Here is an 18555-nt window from a genome sequence, read left to right as displayed (position 1 = left end):
CAATCAGTGACTCATATTTTTAAGAACGAGGTTGAGAATTCCTCCTGATCTGTAATATTCCAGTTCTCCCCCCGTATCAATACGGACTTTCAACTGAACTTTGCGGGTCTGTTCCTTTTCATTGATTACAAGAGTCAGGCTGCCCTTAGCCTTAAGATCCTCCATACCAAGAAGATCATAACTGCCGGTTCCGGATATCCCGAGACTGTCCACAGAGTCTCCATCTGAAAATTCAAGGGGTAGTATTCCCATCCCTACAAGATTGGAACGGTGGATTCTCTCATAACTTTCGACAATAACCGCCTGAACACCCAGTAGAAGGGTTCCCTTGGCAGCCCAGTCTCTGGAAGAGCCCGCACCGTATTCTTTGCCGGCAAAAAGAATAAGCGGGATTCCTTCAGCCTGATACTCCATGGAGCTTTCAAAGATACTTTGCTGCTCCCCCCGGCGGTTCAGGGTATATCCCCCTTCCACATCCTTGAGCATCCTGTTTTTCAAGCGGATATTACCAAAGGTACCCCGCATCATAACTTCATGGTTCCCACGACGACTGCCGAATGAGTTGAAATCAGATGTCTGAACACCCAGGCTCTTAAGATACTGTCCGGCAGGCTCATTATGAGGTATGACTCCCGCCGGAGAGATATGGTCAGTGGTTGTAGAATCCGGCAATATAGCCAGAACCCGGGCCTCTTTTATATCCCGGAACCTCTTCTCTCCCCTGAAATTGTCAAAGAAGGGAGGCCGGCGGATATAACTGCTCTCATCGGACCAGCCGTAGAGACTGCCGCTGTTGTCAGAAAGTGCCGCCCATTCAGGAGTTCCTTTAAATACATCAGCATATTTTTCCCGAAACAGTTCTGATTTGACACTGTCTCCCATATAGGACTCGATCTCTTCATTTGAGGGCCAGAGATCTTTAAGAAAAATATCCAGGCCTTTTGAATTTCGGGCAATAGCTTCTTTCGTCAGATCTTTACGGATTGTACCTGCCAGGGCGTAGCATACAACAAGGGGAGGCGAGGCCAGAAAGCTGGCCCGGGATACAGGATGAACCCTGCCTGCAAAATTCCTATTACCGGAAAGGACATTTCCTGTAACAAGATCGCCATCAATAATTGATCTCTCTATCTCAGGACGCAGAGGTCCTGAATTGCCTATACATGTAGTACAGCCGTAACCCACAAGATGAAATCCCAGAGTCTCCAGATAAGAAAGCAGCCCTGCCTTTTCCAGGTAACTTATGACCACCTGGCTTCCGGGAGCAAAGGATGTCTTAACCCAGGGCCTGCTTTTCAGTCCTGCCTCAACAGCTTTTTTAGCAACAAGTCCGGCAGCAATAAGAACTGCAGGATTGGATGTATTTGTGCAGCTTGTTATGGCCGCTATGGCAACATCCCCATGATGAAGACTGTATTCCTCTCCTTGTACCGGAGAAACAGCTTCGGGATCTTTCACTTCATACACTTCTTTAAGAACCTTCTCAAACTGCAGGGACATATTTTCCAGAGGGACTCGATTTTGCGGTTTATTGGGCCCGGCCAGACAGGGACGGACATCATTAAGTTCCAGGCTTACATTATCTGTATACTCAGCTTCCACACCCGCTTCTCTCCACAGCCCCTGGGCTTTGGCATAATCCTCTACAAGTTGAATTCTCTCTTCGGGCCGTCCGGTTAACTTCAGATATTTCAAAAGTTCATCATCAATAGGAAATAGACCGCAGGTTGCACCGTATTCGGGAGCCATATTACTGATGGTGGCTCTGTCGGCCAGAGTGAGCTGATCCAGACCGGGTCCGTAGAACTCGACAAATTTACCAACTACCCCTTTTTTACGTAACATCTGTGTTACAAAAAGTACTAGATCTGTCGCTGTGGTCCCTTCAGGAAGAGAACCTGTGAGCCTGAACCCGATGACCTCGGGGATCAGCATTGTCAGTGGTTGACCCAGGAGAGCAGCCTCAGCCTCAATACCACCCACACCCCAGCCAAGAACACAAAGTCCACCGATCATGGTGGTATGGCTGTCGGTACCTACCAGGGTGTCGGGAAAGGCCGTATCCTTTCCATCGACCTGTCTTACAGAGATGACATCAGCAAGGTATTCAAGATTTACCTGATGAACAATTCCTGTGCCCGGAGGAACAACTCTAAAATTTTCGAACTCTTTCTGAGCCCAGTTCAGGAGGCGGTAGCGCTCACTGTTGCGCTGAAACTCCTTTTGCACATTTAGAGAATAAGCTGAAGGCATGCCGCTGAAATCAACCTGAACAGAGTGATCCACAACCATATCCACGGGTATTACGGGATTTATTTTTGCCGGATCTCCCCCATCTTCGGCTAATGCATTTCTCATGGCAGCCAGATCAACCACCGCCGGTACGCCGGTAAAATCCTGCATAACCACTCTGCCTGGATGAAAGTTGATATCCCTGGATGCCTTTCCTCTGTTATCCAGCCAGGAGGAAAGTGCGGTGATGTCTTTATCCGAAACAAAAGAGCCTTTTCTATGACGTAAGAGGTTTTCCATCAGAATTTTGATGGCAACCGGAACCTTTGAAAGGTCAAAGCCATAATCATCTGCAAACTGTACAAGGCTGAAGTATTCTACTTTTTTACCTTTGAAAAAAAGATTTTCCCGGGACATATACATCTCCATTCTGTAAGACTTTACTTAAACTATGGGATGTAGAAATCGGGAAGTCAAGAAAATGAACTTAGGAAAGCCTAATCCATGAGAATTCAGTCCTGAATTTCAAGAATTTCCTGGATTCTGAGGACGGTTTTCCGAATTTCATCACTATTTCTTGAAGGAGGAATCAAATCCTGAAGAGTAATCCCGCATTCTCTGATCAGATATTCCTGTACCCTGGGTCCGCAGAACTTTCCCTGACATGCTCCCATACCGGCTCTGGTTCTTCTTTTTACTGCATCAAGAGAGCGGATGGGAATGCCTCTGCCAAGAGCATCCTTAATAACTGACTCCTTAACCTGCTCACAGCGGCAGACGACTCTATGGGGATCTCCGTACTCTTTTTTTGCTCCTGCAGCAGCTTCAGAGACTTTCCCCAGGGCTCCCGGATGGCAGATCTCGTCTCTGAAGGGATTAAAAGCATCCTTTTCAATGAGCTCCAGTCCTCTCTTTTCCAGAAGCTCTTCCACCTTCATGGCAATGGCCGGTGATGATGTAAGCCCGGGAGACTCAATTCCCCCCAGATTAAAAAAGCCCTCTACAGAAGATTCTTCAATAATAAAGTCACCCCTGTCCCCTCTGGGACGAATGCCAGAAAAGAAACGGATTGACTCTTTCGGGTCAAGACCGGGAACTGATTTCTTTGCAATACTCAGGATTTGAGCCAGGGTTTCAGGGTCAGTGCCCAGCTCATCCGGACTCTTTACATCCTCTGCATTCGGACCTATTAGCAGGTTACCCCATACAGTGGGAGTCACAAGAATTCCCTTACCCTTATCACTGGGAGTCTGAAAAACGACGGTATCCAGGAGATCTCCACTTCCACGCCTGAGTAGGAGATATTGACCCTTTCTGGGATTTATAGAAAATCCCGGAGGACCGAGCATAGCGGCGATAGAAGCACTGCCGGAACCCGCCGCATTGACAACATATTCTGCGCTGTATGTATGCTCTCCACTTCTGACAATGAATCGCCCCTCCTCTTTGCGGATAGCCTGAACCCGGCTATCGAGTGAGAGTGTCACTCCGTTCTGAACAGCATTCTCAGCCAGAGCAATACAGAATTCATAGGGTGAGACAATACCTGTTTCAGGACAGTACAGAGCGGCACTCAGATCAGGGTTCAGTGAAGGATAACGGGAAAGGGTTTCAGTGGATGAAAGTATCTCCAGCCCATTTACACCATTTTTCTCACCGTTAGATTTCAGAGCTTCAATGGTGATCAGATCTTCATCATTAAAGGCCAGCACCAGAGAACCCTTTCGCTTAAATCCGAAATGGAGCTCCCTGTCCAAAGCCTCGAACATACGATTGCCCCTGATGCAGAGCTCTCCTTTCAGGGTTCCTGCTTTTGCCGTATAACCACCATGAACAATGCCGGAATTGGCTTTAGTTGCTCCCGTCCCCACATCATCCTCAGCTTCCAGGAGAAGGATCTTTAATTCATACCTGCTCAGCTGTCTTGCAAGTGCACAGCCTACAACTCCAGCCCCGATTATCAGAACATCTGCAGTAATCATTTAAAAGTCTCCTTTATGTATAATATAATCATCATGTAAGGTAGAAAAATGGAAAAACATAAAATACGCCTTGATAAACAGGGGAGAATTATCCTTCCTGAATATCTGAAAGATAAATACGGCATAAATCCAGGAGAAGAACTGCTTCTGGAGGAAGGACGGGATGGTCTTCTGCTCCACAGTACCATAAGCCGTCTGGCCAGAATCTATGTGGAACCCACAAACAGCTGCAATCTCGACTGTTCCACCTGTATCCGTAATTCCTGGGATGAACCCATGGGTTTTATGAGCCGGGATGTATATAAAAAAATTCTTGATACTCTCGATCAAAGTGCTACTCCTCCGGAAGTATTCTTCGGTGGTTTTGGAGAACCTCTCTCCCACCCTGATCTGCCGGAAATGATCTATGAAGCCAAGAGGCGGGGAGCTGCGGTTGAACTGATTTCAAACGGAATACTACTGGATGAAAAGATGGCAAGAAGCCTGATCGAACTTGATCTGGACCGGCTGTGGATTTCAATAGATGGTGCTGATCCTTCCAGTTATGAAGATGTGAGGCTGGGCAATGAGCTTCCGGGAATAATTGAGAATATTAAAAGACTGAACAGTCTGAAATTCAGTCATAACGGACCGAAACCGGAATTGGGAATAACCTTTGTGGCTATGAAACAGAATATAAAAGATCTGCCTGCCATGATAAAACTCAGCTACGACCTGGGAGCCGTCAGCTTTCATGTATCCAATCTGCTGCCCCACAGTTCTGATATGAAGGATGAAATTCTCTACACCGCCGACAGGGAATCCAGACAGTGTTCCATCATCTTTCCAAGAATGGATGTAAACAGTGAAAACCGGGATGAGATTCTTGCCCTTCTTTCAAAATATGAGTTTCATGAAATTGGAGGGGATGAGTTCAATAATCCCAGGAATAACTGCAGCTTCATCAAGAGAGGAAGTGTCAGCGTAAGACAGGATGGAATGGTTGGTCCCTGCCTCCCCCTTCTTCACAGCAATGATCACTTCATGAAGGATCGAAAAAGAACAAGTCAGGAGCTGTTTTTCGGATCACTCCAATCGGAAGACCTACTGAATATCTGGAAAAGCAGTGAATACAGGGAGTTCAGAAGAAAGGTACAGGATTTTGATTTTTCACCCTGCACAGGATGTACCGGATGTGAAATGGCCGAGACCAACGAAGAGGACTGCTTTGGAAGTCTCCCCGTCAGCTGCGGCGGCTGTTTATGGGCTCAGGGATTTATCCGCTGCCCCTAGCCCTCAAATGGATAAGCTGTGCAGAAAAGGTATGGAGAGAAAAACATAAAACTGTTATTCTGCCAGTGAGGATTTTGATGAAAGATAATAACAGTAAACAAACCGGCAGATGAAAAGAAGATTTTCTATAACATGATCGTACTATACATCTTAATAGCCGGACTTCTCTTTTATACCTTCATAATGGTCAACAGACTCCCGGAGTCCCGACCTGATACTTTTATAAAATCTCAACCTACTGATGAAATAACGGTTCTTAATATTGGAGACAGTATTACTCATGGAGCCATGAGTGCCAACTATGTAAGACGCCTTGAGGAGAGGTTTTCAGAGGATGATTACAGGTTTATCAATGCAGGAATAAATGCTGAACTCGTATGGAATGTACTGCAGAGAATGGACGGAATAGTAGCCTGTGATCCTGACTATATTACAATTCTCATAGGCAGCAATGATGTACTGGCCACCTTAAGTGATTCCAGAATGAAAAGATACATGAAGAACCAGGGGATTCCTCAAAAAGCCGACAGCCAATGGTTCGAAGACAACCTGAAATCACTGATATTAACACTGAAGAGTAAAACAAATGCAGAAATTGCGGTCTTATCCCTACCCCCTGTCACTGAAGATCCTTCACACCAGGGTTATATCTCTGCGGCATCCTACTCGGGAATAGTGAAGAAAATCGCAAAGGAAACAGATATCATATATCTTCCTCTTCATGAGGTGATGGACAGGATACTCTATGAAAAAGCCCAAAGGCGGAAAAGGGGTATCCCCTTCGCATCAAATAATATTGCAATAAATGTTGCTTCTGTAAAACGCTATGTTCTGAGGAAAAGCTGGGATGATATATCAGAGAAAAACGGACTGACCCTTCTTACTGATAACATACATCTGAATGACAGTGCCGCCGAGATAATTGCAGGACTGATCGGAGATTTCCTGATCAGTCATCCTCCATCAGCTCATTGATTTCATCCCAGGCTTCCGGTTCACCCCGGCGCAGCCTGTTGAGCAGCTTGTAATGATATAAAAGTAGACTGACTTTCTTATCCCGAAAACCAGCCTGATCGAAACCCCTGGGTAATTGATCTTCTGCTATATCGGGAGAATTAATAACCCGCTCCAGCTCAGGGAAGAAACGGGTGGAATCAACAGTAAGGAATTCTTCAAAATCACTGAGGAGAATGGGAGAATAACGCATCCCTTTCAAAGCCTCGGCAGTCTGCCGGATTTTCTCCGGATCATCTGAAACGACCAGATCACTCAGTGCTTTTTCAAGATCCATGATGTTACTCGCTTTCGGCTTTAACTTTAGCCTCAGCCTCATCAGCCTCGATCTCAGCCGTGGCCTCTTCAGTTCCTTCCTCTATATCTTCTTCAGATGTCTCATCTTCCTGTTCATCAGGATCACAGTCTGCACAGAGGTTTGCATCATAAATAAAAATCTGATTCATATTCAGCTTGGCATCGCAGTTAACACAATTTCTCTTGTAAGGGAGGATTCTGTCTCTGAAAAAATAGATGGCAGCTGCAACAACAGCCAGAGGAACGATAATCCATTTTACTTCAAAGCTTTCTTCCCGGATGATAGTGGCTCCGATGTAAATAATAAAAATCAGAATAGCCTGGTACAAGGTGGCTGTTCTTTTTTTTGCGCCTCTAGAACGGTAACGTCTTTGAATGAGATTAAGAACCAGCCATCCCAAAAATACGTAATAAAAATTATCAGCAATAAAATCAATCATTTTTTAACTCCAGAGCAGGACCAGTTAAATCCGGTGCTTCCGGAAAGGTCTCTTACCATTTTGAATAGATTATACGGGAGAGTCTCATATTATCCAAGACAGAAGGATCTGTTGTAGCTGAGACTTCTTCCGATTTCAGGTAGCTCGCAACCGGAATGTACAGAGATTCCTGCTCATTAAGGTGAAAACCCTGTATCAGATAATCCTGAGCTGTATTTCCTTCTGCATCAGCAGATAATAAAGAAATACCGGCTTCTTTCAATTCTTTTAATGTACGAAGATCTCCGGTAAAAGCGGCATAGTGTACAAGTGAAGTTCCCAGCCGTCCTGTAAGACCTGCATTCCAGCCGGCTTCTATCAGCATGACCATCGCCTCATGAGCCCCTGATGAAAAGGCTCCGAACAGGGCTGAATTCTCAAGATAAGGAGCATCATCCACCACTCCGGCTTCCAGAAGAAGCTCCACCATGGGGAGGTTATTACGGAATGCACCATACCAGAGTGCTGATAAGCCCATGGAATCAAGCAATGCCGGATCAGCACCCTTTGACAGGAGAAGTTCTGCCTGATAGATACCGGGAGCAGAAGCGGTCAGCATCAGGGCTGTAACCCCTTCTGTATCAGCAGCATTCGGGTCAGTTCCTGTATCGATCATATTTCTGATAACACGGTAATCACCGGACACCACAGCCTTCAGAAAGTCATGATATTTCCAGCGGGATTCCTTTAATGCCAGGGCTACAGCATAGTGCTGTCTTCGGGACCATATTTCACTTAAGGCGGGATGATCATAATATCCTTCAATGATATTGGCTCCCCGGGCCTCCAGATCGGCAGCTGTTTCAAACTGTCCATGATTAACAGCCATCTGCAGAGCGGTATATCCCATGGGAGACTGAAGATTGAGGATGGCTCCCTCCTGCAGAAGAATCTGAATAATATTTCTATTGCCCTTCATGGCCGCATACATAAGAGGAGTCTGGCCCAGAGAATCAGTCTGATTTGGGTCAGCACCCTGACTCATCAGCCAGCGCACTTCATGGCTGCGCTGTTCATCACACATTATAATAAGGGCACTGTTTCCATCTTCTATGACCTGATCTACAGAATTATCCGAGTCAAGAAAGAACCTGGCATCCTGAAGACGGGAATCCCGCAAGGCTGCCAGAAAATCCTCCTCAGGAGTCGCAAAAAGAGGAAATGTCAGTATAAAGATGAGTATATATAGTAATAAATTCTTCATTTCAGCTCCAGAAACCGATTATTACAAAAAAATAAGAGTAAATTACAAGATTTCCCGTCTTCCAGCTGTTTAACTCCATCTATACTGTAGCTGGAGATACTTATGAATTCAACAACTTTAACTATACATTCAGGTGATCATATCATCAAAGAAGTAATACCTCCCGGAGAAAATCTTCTTGAAATAATGCGCAACACCCTGTCTGTGGAAATTGAATCCCCCTGTGCGGGTAAAGGGACCTGTGGTAAATGTAAAATAATTGTAGTTGACGGAGACCTGGCAGACCCCAATGAACAGGAACTGAAATTACTGAGTACAGAAGAGCTGAAAAAGGGTGTCAGACTGGCATGTCAGATTGTCCCAAAAGGCTCTATAACAGTGAAAGTAATCGGGGTCAGCGGATCGGCACGTATCAAAGAATCCGGCGGCCTTCCCTATCATGGTGAGATAAATCCCTTATTAAAACGCATCATAATAAAAATGCCCTCTGGAGATATATCAGACCAGAGATCCTACGAAAAGAGGATTCTTGATTCTCTGCCCGATGGAACAGTTATGAGTCATCAGATCAGAGCAATGCTTCCCTCTTTACAGAAAGGGGATATATATGAACTGAACATCAGTCTCTGCGGCGATGAGATAACAAGAGTTGAGGCTGCTGAATCCGCAAAAGCCGCAAAAACATATGCAGTAGCTGTGGATATCGGCACCACCACTGTGGTTGCCTACCTGATAGATCTTGAAACAGGTGACCGTATAGCAACATCTTCGGGACTGAATGCCCAGAAAGGCTATGGAGCTGATGTTGTTTCCCGTATTGAATACATCGGAGATGATCCGGCTAAGCTCCTGGAGCTGCAGAAGAAGATTATAAACCAGATTGAATCTCTTGTTCAGAAAGTTATGGAGAAAGCAGATATCAATTCGAATGATCTGCTTGGACTTTTTATGGCCGGAAATACAACAATGATGCATATCATTCAGGGCCTCTCTCCCGAGACCATAGCAGTAGCCCCGTTTCTGCCCATATCTATTGAATCAATGAGATTAAAACCATGGGAAATAGGATCGATTCTCCCTGATCATATGCGTATTATACTTCTCCCCTCCCTTGCATCCTATATAGGTGCAGATATTGTGGCAGGAATACTCTCAACAGAGATAGCCGAATCTGATGATCTATCACTTCTGGTAGACATAGGTACAAATGGAGAAATTGTACTTGGTAACAGGAAAAAGATGATCAGCTGCTCCACAGCTGCCGGCCCTGCCTTTGAAGGCGCCAATATCCGCTGCGGTATGGCGGGCATTCCGGGAGCCGTAAGCGCTGTGAAAGGAAAAGGTCATGATTTTGCCTGGGAAACTATTCCCGGTGCAGAGACAACAGGAATATGCGGTTCAGGTATTATCGATATCACAGCGTATCTTCTAAGAAGCGGAATTGCCGATTATACCGGCAGGATACAGGATGATTCTGACTGGGGTGATAATGCTCCTGCAGGAAGTGAATACCTCGAAGAAACTGAAGAAGAAACCCGCTTTACCTGGGGAGATGAAAAAAAGACGCTCTTCTTCGGACAGAGAGACCTGAGAGAAGTTCAGCTGGCAAAAGGCTCTATTGCTGCGGGAATAAATACCCTGATAAAAGAGTCGGGTTATGAACTTGATGATATAAAAAATGTTTATATTGCCGGTGGATTCGGTTCTTATATAAATAAAGAGAGTGCCCTGGATATCGGCCTGCTCCCGGAAGGACTCCGGGGTAAAATCAGTTCAGTGGGAAACTCCTGCGGCGGCGGTGTTATCCGCTGTGCTGTCAATCAGGATGAACTCAAAAAGACAGAAGATATCCGCAGACATTGCGAGTATATAGAATTATCGTCCAATCAGGGATTTCAGGAAGAATATATGATGAGCATGTATTTTCCCGAATTTGATTAATGGTCTATACTATTCTGATATGAACGGCAAAGCTATAAATTATATATCTCCATTCTATGAAAAAGCTCTGGCAATTGCCGATGTCTATAAAAAGGCAACAGGCATTGAGTGTTTTGTAATAAACAGCAAAGGCTACCGTATGAGTATGGAGGGCGCCAAAGAAGCAATATGCCCCTTCTGCAACTCTCTCAATGAGATCTGCAATAATAAAGCGGACTGCCGTCAGGCCCATCTTTACGGCGGCTATCAGGCGGAACGTTTCGGCGGCAGTTATATCTATTTCTGCCCTATCAATATGCTTCACTGGGCCTCTCCCCTTATGGAAGAGGGAATAATGACCGGTGCTCTAATCGCAGGCCCTGCTCTTATTATTGATTCAGAGGAACTTATAGAAGAACTGAACCAGAAGTTTGATCCAGAGTCTGTCCGCAAGGCAAATCTTAAAGAGAAAGTCCGTGAAATACCCAAACTGAGCACAGAGCAGGCAAAGGCCCTGTCAGAAATGCTCCTTATTACTGCTTCTCATCTTATTGAAGGAGACCATTCTCAGCTCACTTCCAAGAAAGAGAATATGGATCAGCAGGCCCAGATCTCTGAGTACATTCAGTACATTAAGGAGATGGAGACCAAGGATACCGAATTCGCACAATACCCCATTGAGAAGGAACGGGAGCTTCTGCATCTGATTCAGACAGGAGACTCCAAAGAAGCCAGATCAGTTCTTAACGAAATACTCGGTGCCGTTTTCTTCTCCTCAGGTGGAAAATTCGATGTAGTGAAAGCCAGGGTTCTTGAACTTCTGGTACTCCTGTCCAGAGCCGCTGTGGAAGGCGGTGCGGATGCAGAACAGATATTCGGTATGAACTACCAGTACCTGAGTGAAATAAATAATTACAACTCTGTAGAAGGCCTTGCCGGCTGGCTGGCCCGTGTTATTGTCCGCTTCTCCGACCTGGTCTTCGACCTGCGGGATGTTAAACATGCGGATGCCATCTATCAGACTATTCAGTACATTAATAAAAATTATGCCGAAAAGGTGACTCTGGATGAAGTTGCATCCGCTGTCTACCTGAGCCCAGCCTACTTCAGTAAAATCTTCAAAGAAGAGATGAAGTGCAACTTCAATAACTATCTGAATCAGGTTCGTATCAACAAGAGCAAAAATCTCCTAATGAACAGTAAATTTTCTCTTGTAGAAATCGCCGGTATGGTGGGTTATGAAGATCAGAGCTATTTTACAAAGGTATTTAAGAAGATGGCCGGACTCTCTCCGGGTAAATACCGTGAAAAGCGCGGAAAGATTGATCTTGAGACCCAGGAAATCCACAGCTGACAAACAATTACTAGTATTTTTATATGGATTATTTTTTATCTATTATTCCTATTTTTTACCAAAAATAGCTAATTTTCTCCAATACGGCTGGCTCAGGTCATAGCATACTGAAGCTCGTTCAGAGGGAAGGAAGTGAGGTGAAAATCCTCCACGATCCCGTCACTGTGAGCAGGGACAAACCTGAATCATGCCACTGGCAGCAGATTGCTGACCGGGAAGGCTCAGGGGAGATTGAACTGCAAGTCAGGATACTTCTTATGAACCGGTCTACAGGGCGTCACCGCTCAGCCGTATGCCGCATTTCGCACTTCGTGGATTAAGTCGAATGTCTCAAACAATTTACTTAATATAGAGTCTGAAACAGGGCTCTACCAAGGAGAAACAATGGTTAATCTAGAACAGATTTCTGATTTGATGCAGAAAGGTAAGGCAAAAGAAGTAGCGGAACTTTGTAAGGAAGCACTGGAAGCAGGAATTGCTGCACAGACAGTCCTCGATGACGCCCTTCTGTCTGCCATGAATATCGTAGGTGTTAAATTCAAAAACAATCAGGTTTTCGTACCTGAAGTACTTATTGCAGCAAGAGCAATGAATGCAGGACTGGTAATTCTCAAGCCCGAACTGGAAGCCGGTGGATCAAAAGCTGCTGGAAAAGCCGTTCTGGGAACCGTTAAGGGAGACCTTCACGACATCGGTAAAAATCTTGTTAAAATAATGCTCGAAGGAAAGGGTCTGGAAGTAATTGACCTGGGAACAGATGTATCCCCCGAAAAGTATGTTGAAACAGCAAAGGCAGAAGGAGCAAATATCATTGCCCTTTCCGCTCTTCTGACAACAACTATGACTCAGATGGAAAATGTTGTTAAGGCTGCTGTAGATGCAGGTATCAGAGATGATATCACTATCATGATCGGTGGTGCACCTGTAACACAGTCTTTCTGTGATTCAATCGGTGCCGATATCTATACACCTGATGCGGCAACTGCTGCTGAAAAAGCCTTTGAGATCTGTACACAATAATCTGTTGGCTTAAAGATATATTTTGATTACAATAAAACTCCGGAATCATCCGGAGTTTTTTTTATTATAAGGCCCTTAGGTCTCAGAGAATTAAACATCAGGACGCTAATAGAGTTCTGATAGTGTAAGGAGAACCATATGAAAGTCACTAAAGAAGTATTCGGAACACTACCTGACGGCAGCACAGCCGATATATATACACTGACAGGTGAAAACGACCTCACAGTAAGGGTCACAAGCTTCGGTGGAATCATCACTTCAATCCGCTGCCCCGACAGGAACGGAAAAGTTGAAGAAATCAACCTGGGATTCGAGACTCTGGACGAATATGTAAACACCCGCAATTACTTCGGTGCCGCCATCGGCCGCGTTGGTAACAGAATTGCCAATGGAAAGTTTTCTCTAGATGGTTCTGAATACACACTAAAACAAAATAATGGAACCAACTGCCTTCACGGTGGTATGACAGATACATTCGATAGGAAGAACTGGAATGTAACCCCCTTTGAAAGAAAAGGGGCCATAGGACTGATCCTGAACTCCTTCAGCCCCGATGGGGAAGAGGGATTCCCTGGAAACCTGAGTACCACCATGACCTATACCCTGAGCTCAATGGGTGAGCTTATTTTCGACTATAAGGCTGTCACAGACAAGGCGACCCCTGTTAACCTTACAAACCACAGCTACTTCAACTTAAGGGGTCTGGAGAACGGGAATGTTCTGGATCATCAGGTTCAACTGGACTGCCCCTGGTACCTGCCTGTTGATGAGAAACAGATTCCTACCGGAGAGATCCTCTCAGTCAAAGGCACAGTGATGGACTTTACAAAAGAGGAAAAGATCGGCACCAGAATAGAAGATGTAGAAGGCGGCGGTTATGACCACTGCTACATCCTCCCTCCCGGAAAGGGTGTAAGAAAATACGGCACAGTTTATGATCCTGCATCGGGGCGAACTATGGATGTGTTTACTGACCAGCCCGGGGTACAGCTCTACACAGGAAATTTCCTGAACGGAGTCAAAGGTCATGGCGGTCAGAGCTTTGAAAGGAACTGGGGTTTCTGTCTTGAAACCCAGCTCTACCCCGACTGTATAAACCAGACCCAGTTTCCAAGCTGTATACTGAAGCCGGGTGAGGTTTATACTCACACCAGTTCCTATCAGTTTTCAATAAACTAGTTTCATATAAATTAGATTTCTGAATCAGATTCTACGACTTTCGGAAGGGAAATGGTAAAAGTACAGCCCTCCCCTTCCGAACTGTCAACAGCAACCGTTCCACCATGAATCTGGGATATATGCTTCACAATGGCCAGACCGAGACCTGTCCCCCCCATATTGCGGCTGCGGGCCTTATCAACTCTGTAGAATCGTTCAAAAATACGGGGAATATCCCCTTCAGGAATACCATTCCCGTAATCCTTCACCTCTATAAGGATATTTGAATCAGTGCAGTATCCCTTAACAGTTATTCTTGTCTTCTCTGGACAGTACTTGACCGCATTCTCAATCAGATTTGTTACAGCCTGCTCCATCAGTACAGGATGTGCTGACACAAGGCAGGAGGAATCACAGTCTACTTCAATGGGGGACTCTTTCTCCTTTGCCTTCAGCTGACAGACTGAAACAGCACTGGATAAAAGATCTACCAGAGGGAACTGTTCCTTATGAAATCGACGACGTCCATCCTCTACTCTGGAGAGAGTCAGAAGATCATCAATCAGAGTATTAAGATTTCTGGTCTGGTGGAACATGATTTCAAGAAACTCTTCCGCCTTATCAGGGTATTTCAAAGCACCGGCCCGCAGGGTCTCCACATAACCCATGATGGAAGTTAGCGGAGTTTTCAGCTCATGAGAGACATTGGCAACAAAGTCTTTACGCATCTGTTCAAGCTTCTTAATCTGGGTTATATCATTCATAACCAGCAACACCGTTGGAGGAGTATCCTCATCCCTGTACAGGTAGTTGGTATAAACCTGTAAAAACAGATCCTTATCGGCATAGTGGACAATGGCTTCACCCGTATCTTTTTTCGCCAGAGTCTGCTCTACAAGCTCACAGACCTCTACTGATCTCATTACCTGAAGGAGACCTTTGCCAAGATAGGCAAGACCGTCTCCAGGCTCCAGCATGGCCTGAGCCGAAGGATTCATCTCTGTGACTTCCAGACGATGGTTCAGCAGAAGAACAGGCTCCCTCATACTGTTGAGCATTCCCTGAAGCTCATTCTTCTGATAGGTAGTTGTGCTGATCTTATCCTGAAGCTGACGACCCATGGCATTGATGGACCGTGTCAGGGAAATTGCCTCTCTTGAACCTGCGACATCCAGTTCAATATTGAAATTTCCCCTTGCAAATTCTCCGGCAACATCCTGAACCGATTTGAGGGTAAAACTGAGTCTTCTGGCTATAAAGACAGTAAAAAGACTGCCGAGAACCAGAACCAGTACGAATATAAGAAGGATCTTCTCATAAATACGGTCAACATCCTCCTGAATCTCTTCAATCGATTGAGAAAGACGGACCACTAAATCCTGATTCTCATCATACACAGTCGTGTAAAGCATCATTAATGAGAGAGTATCACTGTAGCGTGATGAACTTCCCTGTCCTTCCATAAAGGCCTTACGGATCTCAGGTCTGTAGGCATGATTATCCATAGTGGATGTGTCTTCTTTGTTATCCGCAAGAACAAGCCCCGCGCGATCAACAATAGTCACACGAACGTCTGTTCCCAGAGAGAGACCCTCAGCAAAATCCTGAGCATTATCACCGTCTTTGATACTATCAGAAGGCATAAGGTTCACAGCCATACGTGTTACAGACATCTGACGCTGTAGAGCGTCTCTGTACATCCCTTTTTTAACCACCGTGATGGTTACAACAAAATAGAGCGTAACAGTGATCACAAGCAGAATAAAAATTGTATAGAAAAGCTGCTGAAAAAAAGATTTTTTGTACATTACTCACCCTTCATGCGGTAGCCGATACCACGAACAGTTTCAATCATGCTTACTGAATCACCAAGTTTTCTTCTGATTCCCGGAATCTGAACATCAACGGACCGTTCAGTAACAGGATAGTCCTCGCCCTTAAGGGAGTCAATATTCTGATTTCTCGAAAATACCCGACCTGGATTCTCTGTAGGAAACTTCAATATATAAAATTCAGTCGCCGTGAAATCTATAAGATCATCCTTAGGGAGACTCTCATGCCCGGTCTGTCAGGATCTCGTAGCCCCTCATCTCCAGATTAAAAGAGATCAGTTCTCTGATATCAGAGTCATCTTCTATGATCAATAATTTTGCCACAAACAATAATTCCTTGTTTCTGAAACGCCGACTCTTCGACAATATCTGTTCATAATAATCCTCACGAAACTATTAGATTTGATTAAACGTTTGTTAGGATTAGGTTAGTTTTTTTTCATTCAGGTATGTATTTACGAAAGAACTCCCGTTTATTATAAATCGGCTGCTGAAACGACATAAAAAACCCCTGAACTCTTAACATAAAAAAAGAGCTGAATTCCGTTGACAAAAAATTATCCCTTATGTATTATCACAACACCAATTACGCGGTAGTGGTGGAATTGGTAGACACGCCAGCTTGAGGGGCTGGTGGGCGCAAGCTCGTGGAGGTTCAAGTCCTCTCTACCGCATAAAAAGATCTAAAGTACTTATTGTACTTTGGATCTTTTTTTTCGTTATAAAAGAGGACTTGAACCGGAGTGACGTTCGCGAATACTTGGAGCGAAACTCAACAGGGATGTTGAGTTAGGAACGCAGGAGGGCTGGAAAGGAAGAAGCACGATGCTTCTGACTGGACAGCAAGTCCTCTCTACCGCATCGCTTAAACCCTTTCGGGGCAAGAGCATAGAGCAACTTTAACGAGTTGCTCTTTTTTATTTATAAGCATCCTTTTATGGACTGACGCCAGTATTGACGCTTTTTGCTTTGTGATTCTGGTTTTTGCGCCCTTCTAAATGGGCCATTTTGAATGTGGAAATGTTTCTTTATTACTCTCCCTACCCCGCTCGCAGAAAAGATATATAACTGCATTGAGAATGGATTAGAACTACCTTAATTACCTTACTAATTGAAGAAACAGAATCCAGGGATGTAATCTATCAAATGTGATGATACTCAATATTTCGCTTTACGGTTTTCCATATGTGAGCAACAAGTTTCCAACTTGTAAACCGTCATATAAGACATGAGCATAAATAAGTGGGGCCAATCTCCTTTTTTTAAAATAAAAAAAACCACCTACCAAGCTTTTAATAGAAATAGTTACAATCCCATATAATCCTTGACTCCAATGTAATAGACCAAAGATTATCGCTGAGAAGATAATCACTGTAATTATCCAAAAAATATTTCGAGAGAAATCCCATAAGCTAAGTAGAATGAAAACTCTTATAGATTCCTCATACAATGCGATACCAATCCATAAAACAGGACCAAACCATAAAATCAACAGAATCGGATTTCTACGCATATCTAGCATTAAGCCTAATAATTCTCTGTTTGGATTAAATCGCAGAACTTTGGCCAATGTCATCCTTTCAAGATAGAAAAGAATAAAGTAAATAACAGAGATAGCAACACCCCATCCTATATCATAAAACCATTTTGACTGTCTAAAATTAAAGTCTGATAGGATTCCTTTCAGAAAATGTGCTTTAAGAAGAAAGAGAACTCCAACACTTCCTCCACCAAAGAAAAGAGGATAGGCTATTAATTCAATTGATGCAAAACCTGTTGATTTACGGATACGAAACCATATCATCAAGCAAAATGGAATGACGACTATTATAGAAAGAGCAATAATGAGCTTTAAATGTTTCATTCTAACTTCCATCAGATTTCTCCATATTTTGTGTTCTACACTGGATGATGATAAGTTATTTTAGAAATGGAATTGAGGGTATATATCTATAGGGTTTGTCTTTAACGATTTTCAAAACGTTAATAAGACCTTGGAAAAAGCAGATTAAACCAATACCAATCAAGAATAGAAAAGGTATAAGAGTGATTATTGTATATCGAAATAGAAAGACCAGATTGTACTGGTCAAGAAAAAGAATCAGGGCTGGAATTATAAATATGGATAAAATTGCTGTACTAATCAAAAGTATAGTCATTGTTATCTGAAAATTAAGAACATTTTTTCCATGATCATCTATTTTAATACTATTTGTTTTTTTGAATGACCAGATGACAAGAGGAATAATGACAATACAGAACATAGAACTTAAGTGTAAAACAATAATCCAGATTAATTCAGTACTTCTATAATCATCATTAAAGTTGAATTCTAAACAATTACTCAGATTATTTAATGTAAAGACTCTCGGATTAACTTCTCCATTTTCTATGCGTTGAATTGTTCTTGTACTCACCTCACATAACTCTGCCAGTCTTTCCTGAGTTATTCCTTTTAACTCCCTCAAGTGGATCACTTTGTTCCCAATTTCTGGTTGGTTCATAACATATCTCCTAATAGATACAAAAGCATGAAAAAGAAACATCACTGACATCTGTTATCCGATATTATTTTCACAATAATCGAGACTTCTGACCATGTCGTATCTATGACATTTACCAGACATTTGAAATTATAGTGGTAAATAATTTAGTCATTAAAAGTCACAGCTGTCCAAGATAATTTGAAAGGGGTTTTATAAAAGCCGATCTCCGTTTATTCTTAAGTCGACTAAAACAATACAACAAAAGGAAATCGGCTATGAGTCATCATACTACAACGTTTGGACAG

The 18555-nt window shown here is 43.8% G+C and carries 15 protein-coding genes, 1 tRNA gene and 1 riboswitch; of the genes, 7 read left to right on the top strand and 9 right to left on the bottom strand.

All coding sequences use genetic code 11. The features are described from left to right. Positions 1-3: 3 nt before the first annotated feature. Together acnA and DV872_RS18325 are read right to left on the bottom strand one after the other, a co-directional pair. The gene (gene acnA, locus DV872_RS18330) at positions 4-2649 is read right to left on the bottom strand and encodes an aconitate hydratase AcnA (RefSeq protein ID WP_199563514.1); all 2646 of its coding nucleotides are present in this window, start codon (positions 2647-2649) and stop codon (positions 4-6) included. Between the two features lie 95 nt (positions 2650-2744). After that, a complete protein-coding gene (locus DV872_RS18325) occupies positions 2745-4214 on the bottom strand; it encodes an NAD(P)/FAD-dependent oxidoreductase (RefSeq protein ID WP_114631408.1) in 1470 nt (489 codons plus the stop codon). Between the two features lie 48 nt (positions 4215-4262). On the opposite strand from DV872_RS18325, the gene DV872_RS18320 reads away from it, so the two are divergent. Continuing rightward, the gene (locus DV872_RS18320; protein WP_114631407.1) at positions 4263-5486 is read left to right on the top strand and encodes a radical SAM protein; all 1224 of its coding nucleotides are present in this window, start codon (positions 4263-4265) and stop codon (positions 5484-5486) included. 132 nt (positions 5487-5618) lie between these two features. Next, positions 5619-6461 carry a GDSL-type esterase/lipase family protein gene (locus DV872_RS18315; RefSeq protein WP_114631406.1) on the top strand — a complete coding sequence of 281 codons (843 nt, stop codon included), beginning with the start codon at positions 5619-5621 and terminating at the stop codon, positions 6459-6461. On the opposite strand, the gene DV872_RS18310 is transcribed toward DV872_RS18315, so the two are convergent. Genes DV872_RS18310 through DV872_RS18300 form a run of 3 tightly spaced genes read right to left on the bottom strand, consistent with a single transcriptional unit; the run spans position 6436 to position 8480 of the window. Then, positions 6436-6777: a hypothetical protein gene (locus DV872_RS18310; RefSeq protein ID WP_114631405.1), complete on the bottom strand. Its 342-nt coding sequence runs from the start codon at positions 6775-6777 to the stop codon at positions 6436-6438. The genes DV872_RS18315 and DV872_RS18310 overlap by 26 nt on opposite strands. A 4-nt stretch (positions 6778-6781) precedes the next feature. Continuing rightward, positions 6782-7237 (bottom strand): hypothetical protein, encoded by a 456-nt coding sequence (locus DV872_RS18305; RefSeq protein WP_114631404.1) that lies wholly within the window; start codon positions 7235-7237, stop codon positions 6782-6784. 52 nt (positions 7238-7289) lie between these two features. Next, positions 7290-8480, bottom strand: coding sequence for an ankyrin repeat domain-containing protein (locus tag DV872_RS18300; protein WP_114631403.1), 1191 nt, complete (start codon positions 8478-8480; stop codon positions 7290-7292). A 102-nt stretch (positions 8481-8582) separates the two neighbouring features. Between DV872_RS18300 and DV872_RS18295 the strand changes: the two genes are divergently transcribed. From DV872_RS18295 to DV872_RS18280, 4 genes are all read left to right on the top strand, one after another. Continuing rightward, on the top strand, positions 8583-10421 hold the full coding sequence (locus DV872_RS18295) for an ASKHA domain-containing protein (RefSeq protein WP_114631402.1): 1839 nt from the start codon (positions 8583-8585) through the stop codon (positions 10419-10421). A 19-nt stretch (positions 10422-10440) separates the two neighbouring features. Then, positions 10441-11754: a PocR ligand-binding domain-containing protein gene (locus tag DV872_RS18290; protein ID WP_147283208.1), complete on the top strand. Its 1314-nt coding sequence runs from the start codon at positions 10441-10443 to the stop codon at positions 11752-11754. 92 nt (positions 11755-11846) lie between these two features. Continuing rightward, positions 11847-12029, top strand: a riboswitch (cobalamin riboswitch). Positions 12030-12138: 109 nt separating this feature from the next. Further along, positions 12139-12774: a corrinoid protein gene (locus tag DV872_RS18285; RefSeq protein ID WP_114631400.1), complete on the top strand. Its 636-nt coding sequence runs from the start codon at positions 12139-12141 to the stop codon at positions 12772-12774. Between the two features lie 138 nt (positions 12775-12912). Next, positions 12913-13953 carry an aldose epimerase family protein gene (locus DV872_RS18280; protein WP_114631399.1) on the top strand — a complete coding sequence of 347 codons (1041 nt, stop codon included), beginning with the start codon at positions 12913-12915 and terminating at the stop codon, positions 13951-13953. Positions 13954-13964: 11 nt separating this feature from the next. Here the strand turns inward: DV872_RS18280 and DV872_RS18275 are convergent, their stop codons facing one another. Both DV872_RS18275 and DV872_RS18270 read right to left on the bottom strand, forming a co-directional pair. Continuing rightward, entirely contained in the window at positions 13965-15740 is a 1776-nt protein-coding gene (locus DV872_RS18275) for an ATP-binding protein (protein WP_114631398.1), read from the bottom strand. Next, positions 15740-15964 carry a winged helix-turn-helix domain-containing protein gene (locus tag DV872_RS18270; protein WP_114631397.1) on the bottom strand — a complete coding sequence of 75 codons (225 nt, stop codon included), beginning with the start codon at positions 15962-15964 and terminating at the stop codon, positions 15740-15742. Before DV872_RS18270 ends, DV872_RS18275 begins: the two co-directional genes overlap by 1 nt. Before the next feature lie 390 nt (positions 15965-16354). Here DV872_RS18270 and DV872_RS18265 point away from each other — a divergent pair. Continuing rightward, positions 16355-16438, top strand: a tRNA-Leu gene (locus tag DV872_RS18265). A 497-nt stretch (positions 16439-16935) separates the two neighbouring features. On the opposite strand, the gene DV872_RS18260 is transcribed toward DV872_RS18265, so the two are convergent. Beyond that, positions 16936-17640, bottom strand: a complete 705-nt coding sequence (locus DV872_RS18260; RefSeq protein ID WP_114631396.1) for a CPBP family intramembrane glutamic endopeptidase — start codon at positions 17638-17640, stop codon at positions 16936-16938. 43 nt (positions 17641-17683) lie between these two features. After that, positions 17684-18268: a helix-turn-helix domain-containing protein gene (locus DV872_RS18255; RefSeq protein WP_158547045.1), complete on the bottom strand. Its 585-nt coding sequence runs from the start codon at positions 18266-18268 to the stop codon at positions 17684-17686. Positions 18269-18555 lie beyond the last annotated feature (287 nt).

Source organism: Oceanispirochaeta sp. M1, assembly GCF_003346715.1.
Classification (GTDB): domain Bacteria; phylum Spirochaetota; class Spirochaetia; order DSM-2461; family DSM-2461; genus Oceanispirochaeta.
This window is presented reverse-complemented; position numbering and strand designations above follow the sequence as displayed.

Excerpts from the sequence above, each read along its gene's own strand:
- DV872_RS18255 (WP_158547045.1), bottom strand. The coding sequence starts at position 18,268 with ATGAACCAACCAGAAATTGGGAACAAAGTGATCCACTTGAGGGAGTTA.
- DV872_RS18295 (WP_114631402.1), top strand. The coding sequence starts at position 8,583 with ATGAATTCAACAACTTTAACTATACATTCAGGTGATCATATCATCAAA.
- DV872_RS18280 (WP_114631399.1), top strand. The coding sequence starts at position 12,913 with ATGAAAGTCACTAAAGAAGTATTCGGAACACTACCTGACGGCAGCACA.
- DV872_RS18310 (WP_114631405.1), bottom strand. The coding sequence starts at position 6,777 with ATGGATCTTGAAAAAGCACTGAGTGATCTGGTCGTTTCAGATGATCCG.
- DV872_RS18325 (WP_114631408.1), bottom strand. The coding sequence starts at position 4,214 with ATGATTACTGCAGATGTTCTGATAATCGGGGCTGGAGTTGTAGGCTGT.
- DV872_RS18315 (WP_114631406.1), top strand. The coding sequence starts at position 5,619 with ATGATCGTACTATACATCTTAATAGCCGGACTTCTCTTTTATACCTTC.
- acnA (WP_199563514.1), bottom strand. The coding sequence starts at position 2,649 with ATGTCCCGGGAAAATCTTTTTTTCAAAGGTAAAAAAGTAGAATACTTC.
- DV872_RS18305 (WP_114631404.1), bottom strand. The coding sequence starts at position 7,237 with ATGATTGATTTTATTGCTGATAATTTTTATTACGTATTTTTGGGATGG.
- DV872_RS18275 (WP_114631398.1), bottom strand. The coding sequence starts at position 15,740 with ATGTACAAAAAATCTTTTTTTCAGCAGCTTTTCTATACAATTTTTATT.
- DV872_RS18300 (WP_114631403.1), bottom strand. The coding sequence starts at position 8,480 with ATGAAGAATTTATTACTATATATACTCATCTTTATACTGACATTTCCT.
- DV872_RS18320 (WP_114631407.1), top strand. The coding sequence starts at position 4,263 with ATGGAAAAACATAAAATACGCCTTGATAAACAGGGGAGAATTATCCTT.
- DV872_RS18285 (WP_114631400.1), top strand. The coding sequence starts at position 12,139 with ATGGTTAATCTAGAACAGATTTCTGATTTGATGCAGAAAGGTAAGGCA.
- DV872_RS18290 (WP_147283208.1), top strand. The coding sequence starts at position 10,441 with ATGAACGGCAAAGCTATAAATTATATATCTCCATTCTATGAAAAAGCT.
- DV872_RS18260 (WP_114631396.1), bottom strand. The coding sequence starts at position 17,640 with ATGGAAGTTAGAATGAAACATTTAAAGCTCATTATTGCTCTTTCTATA.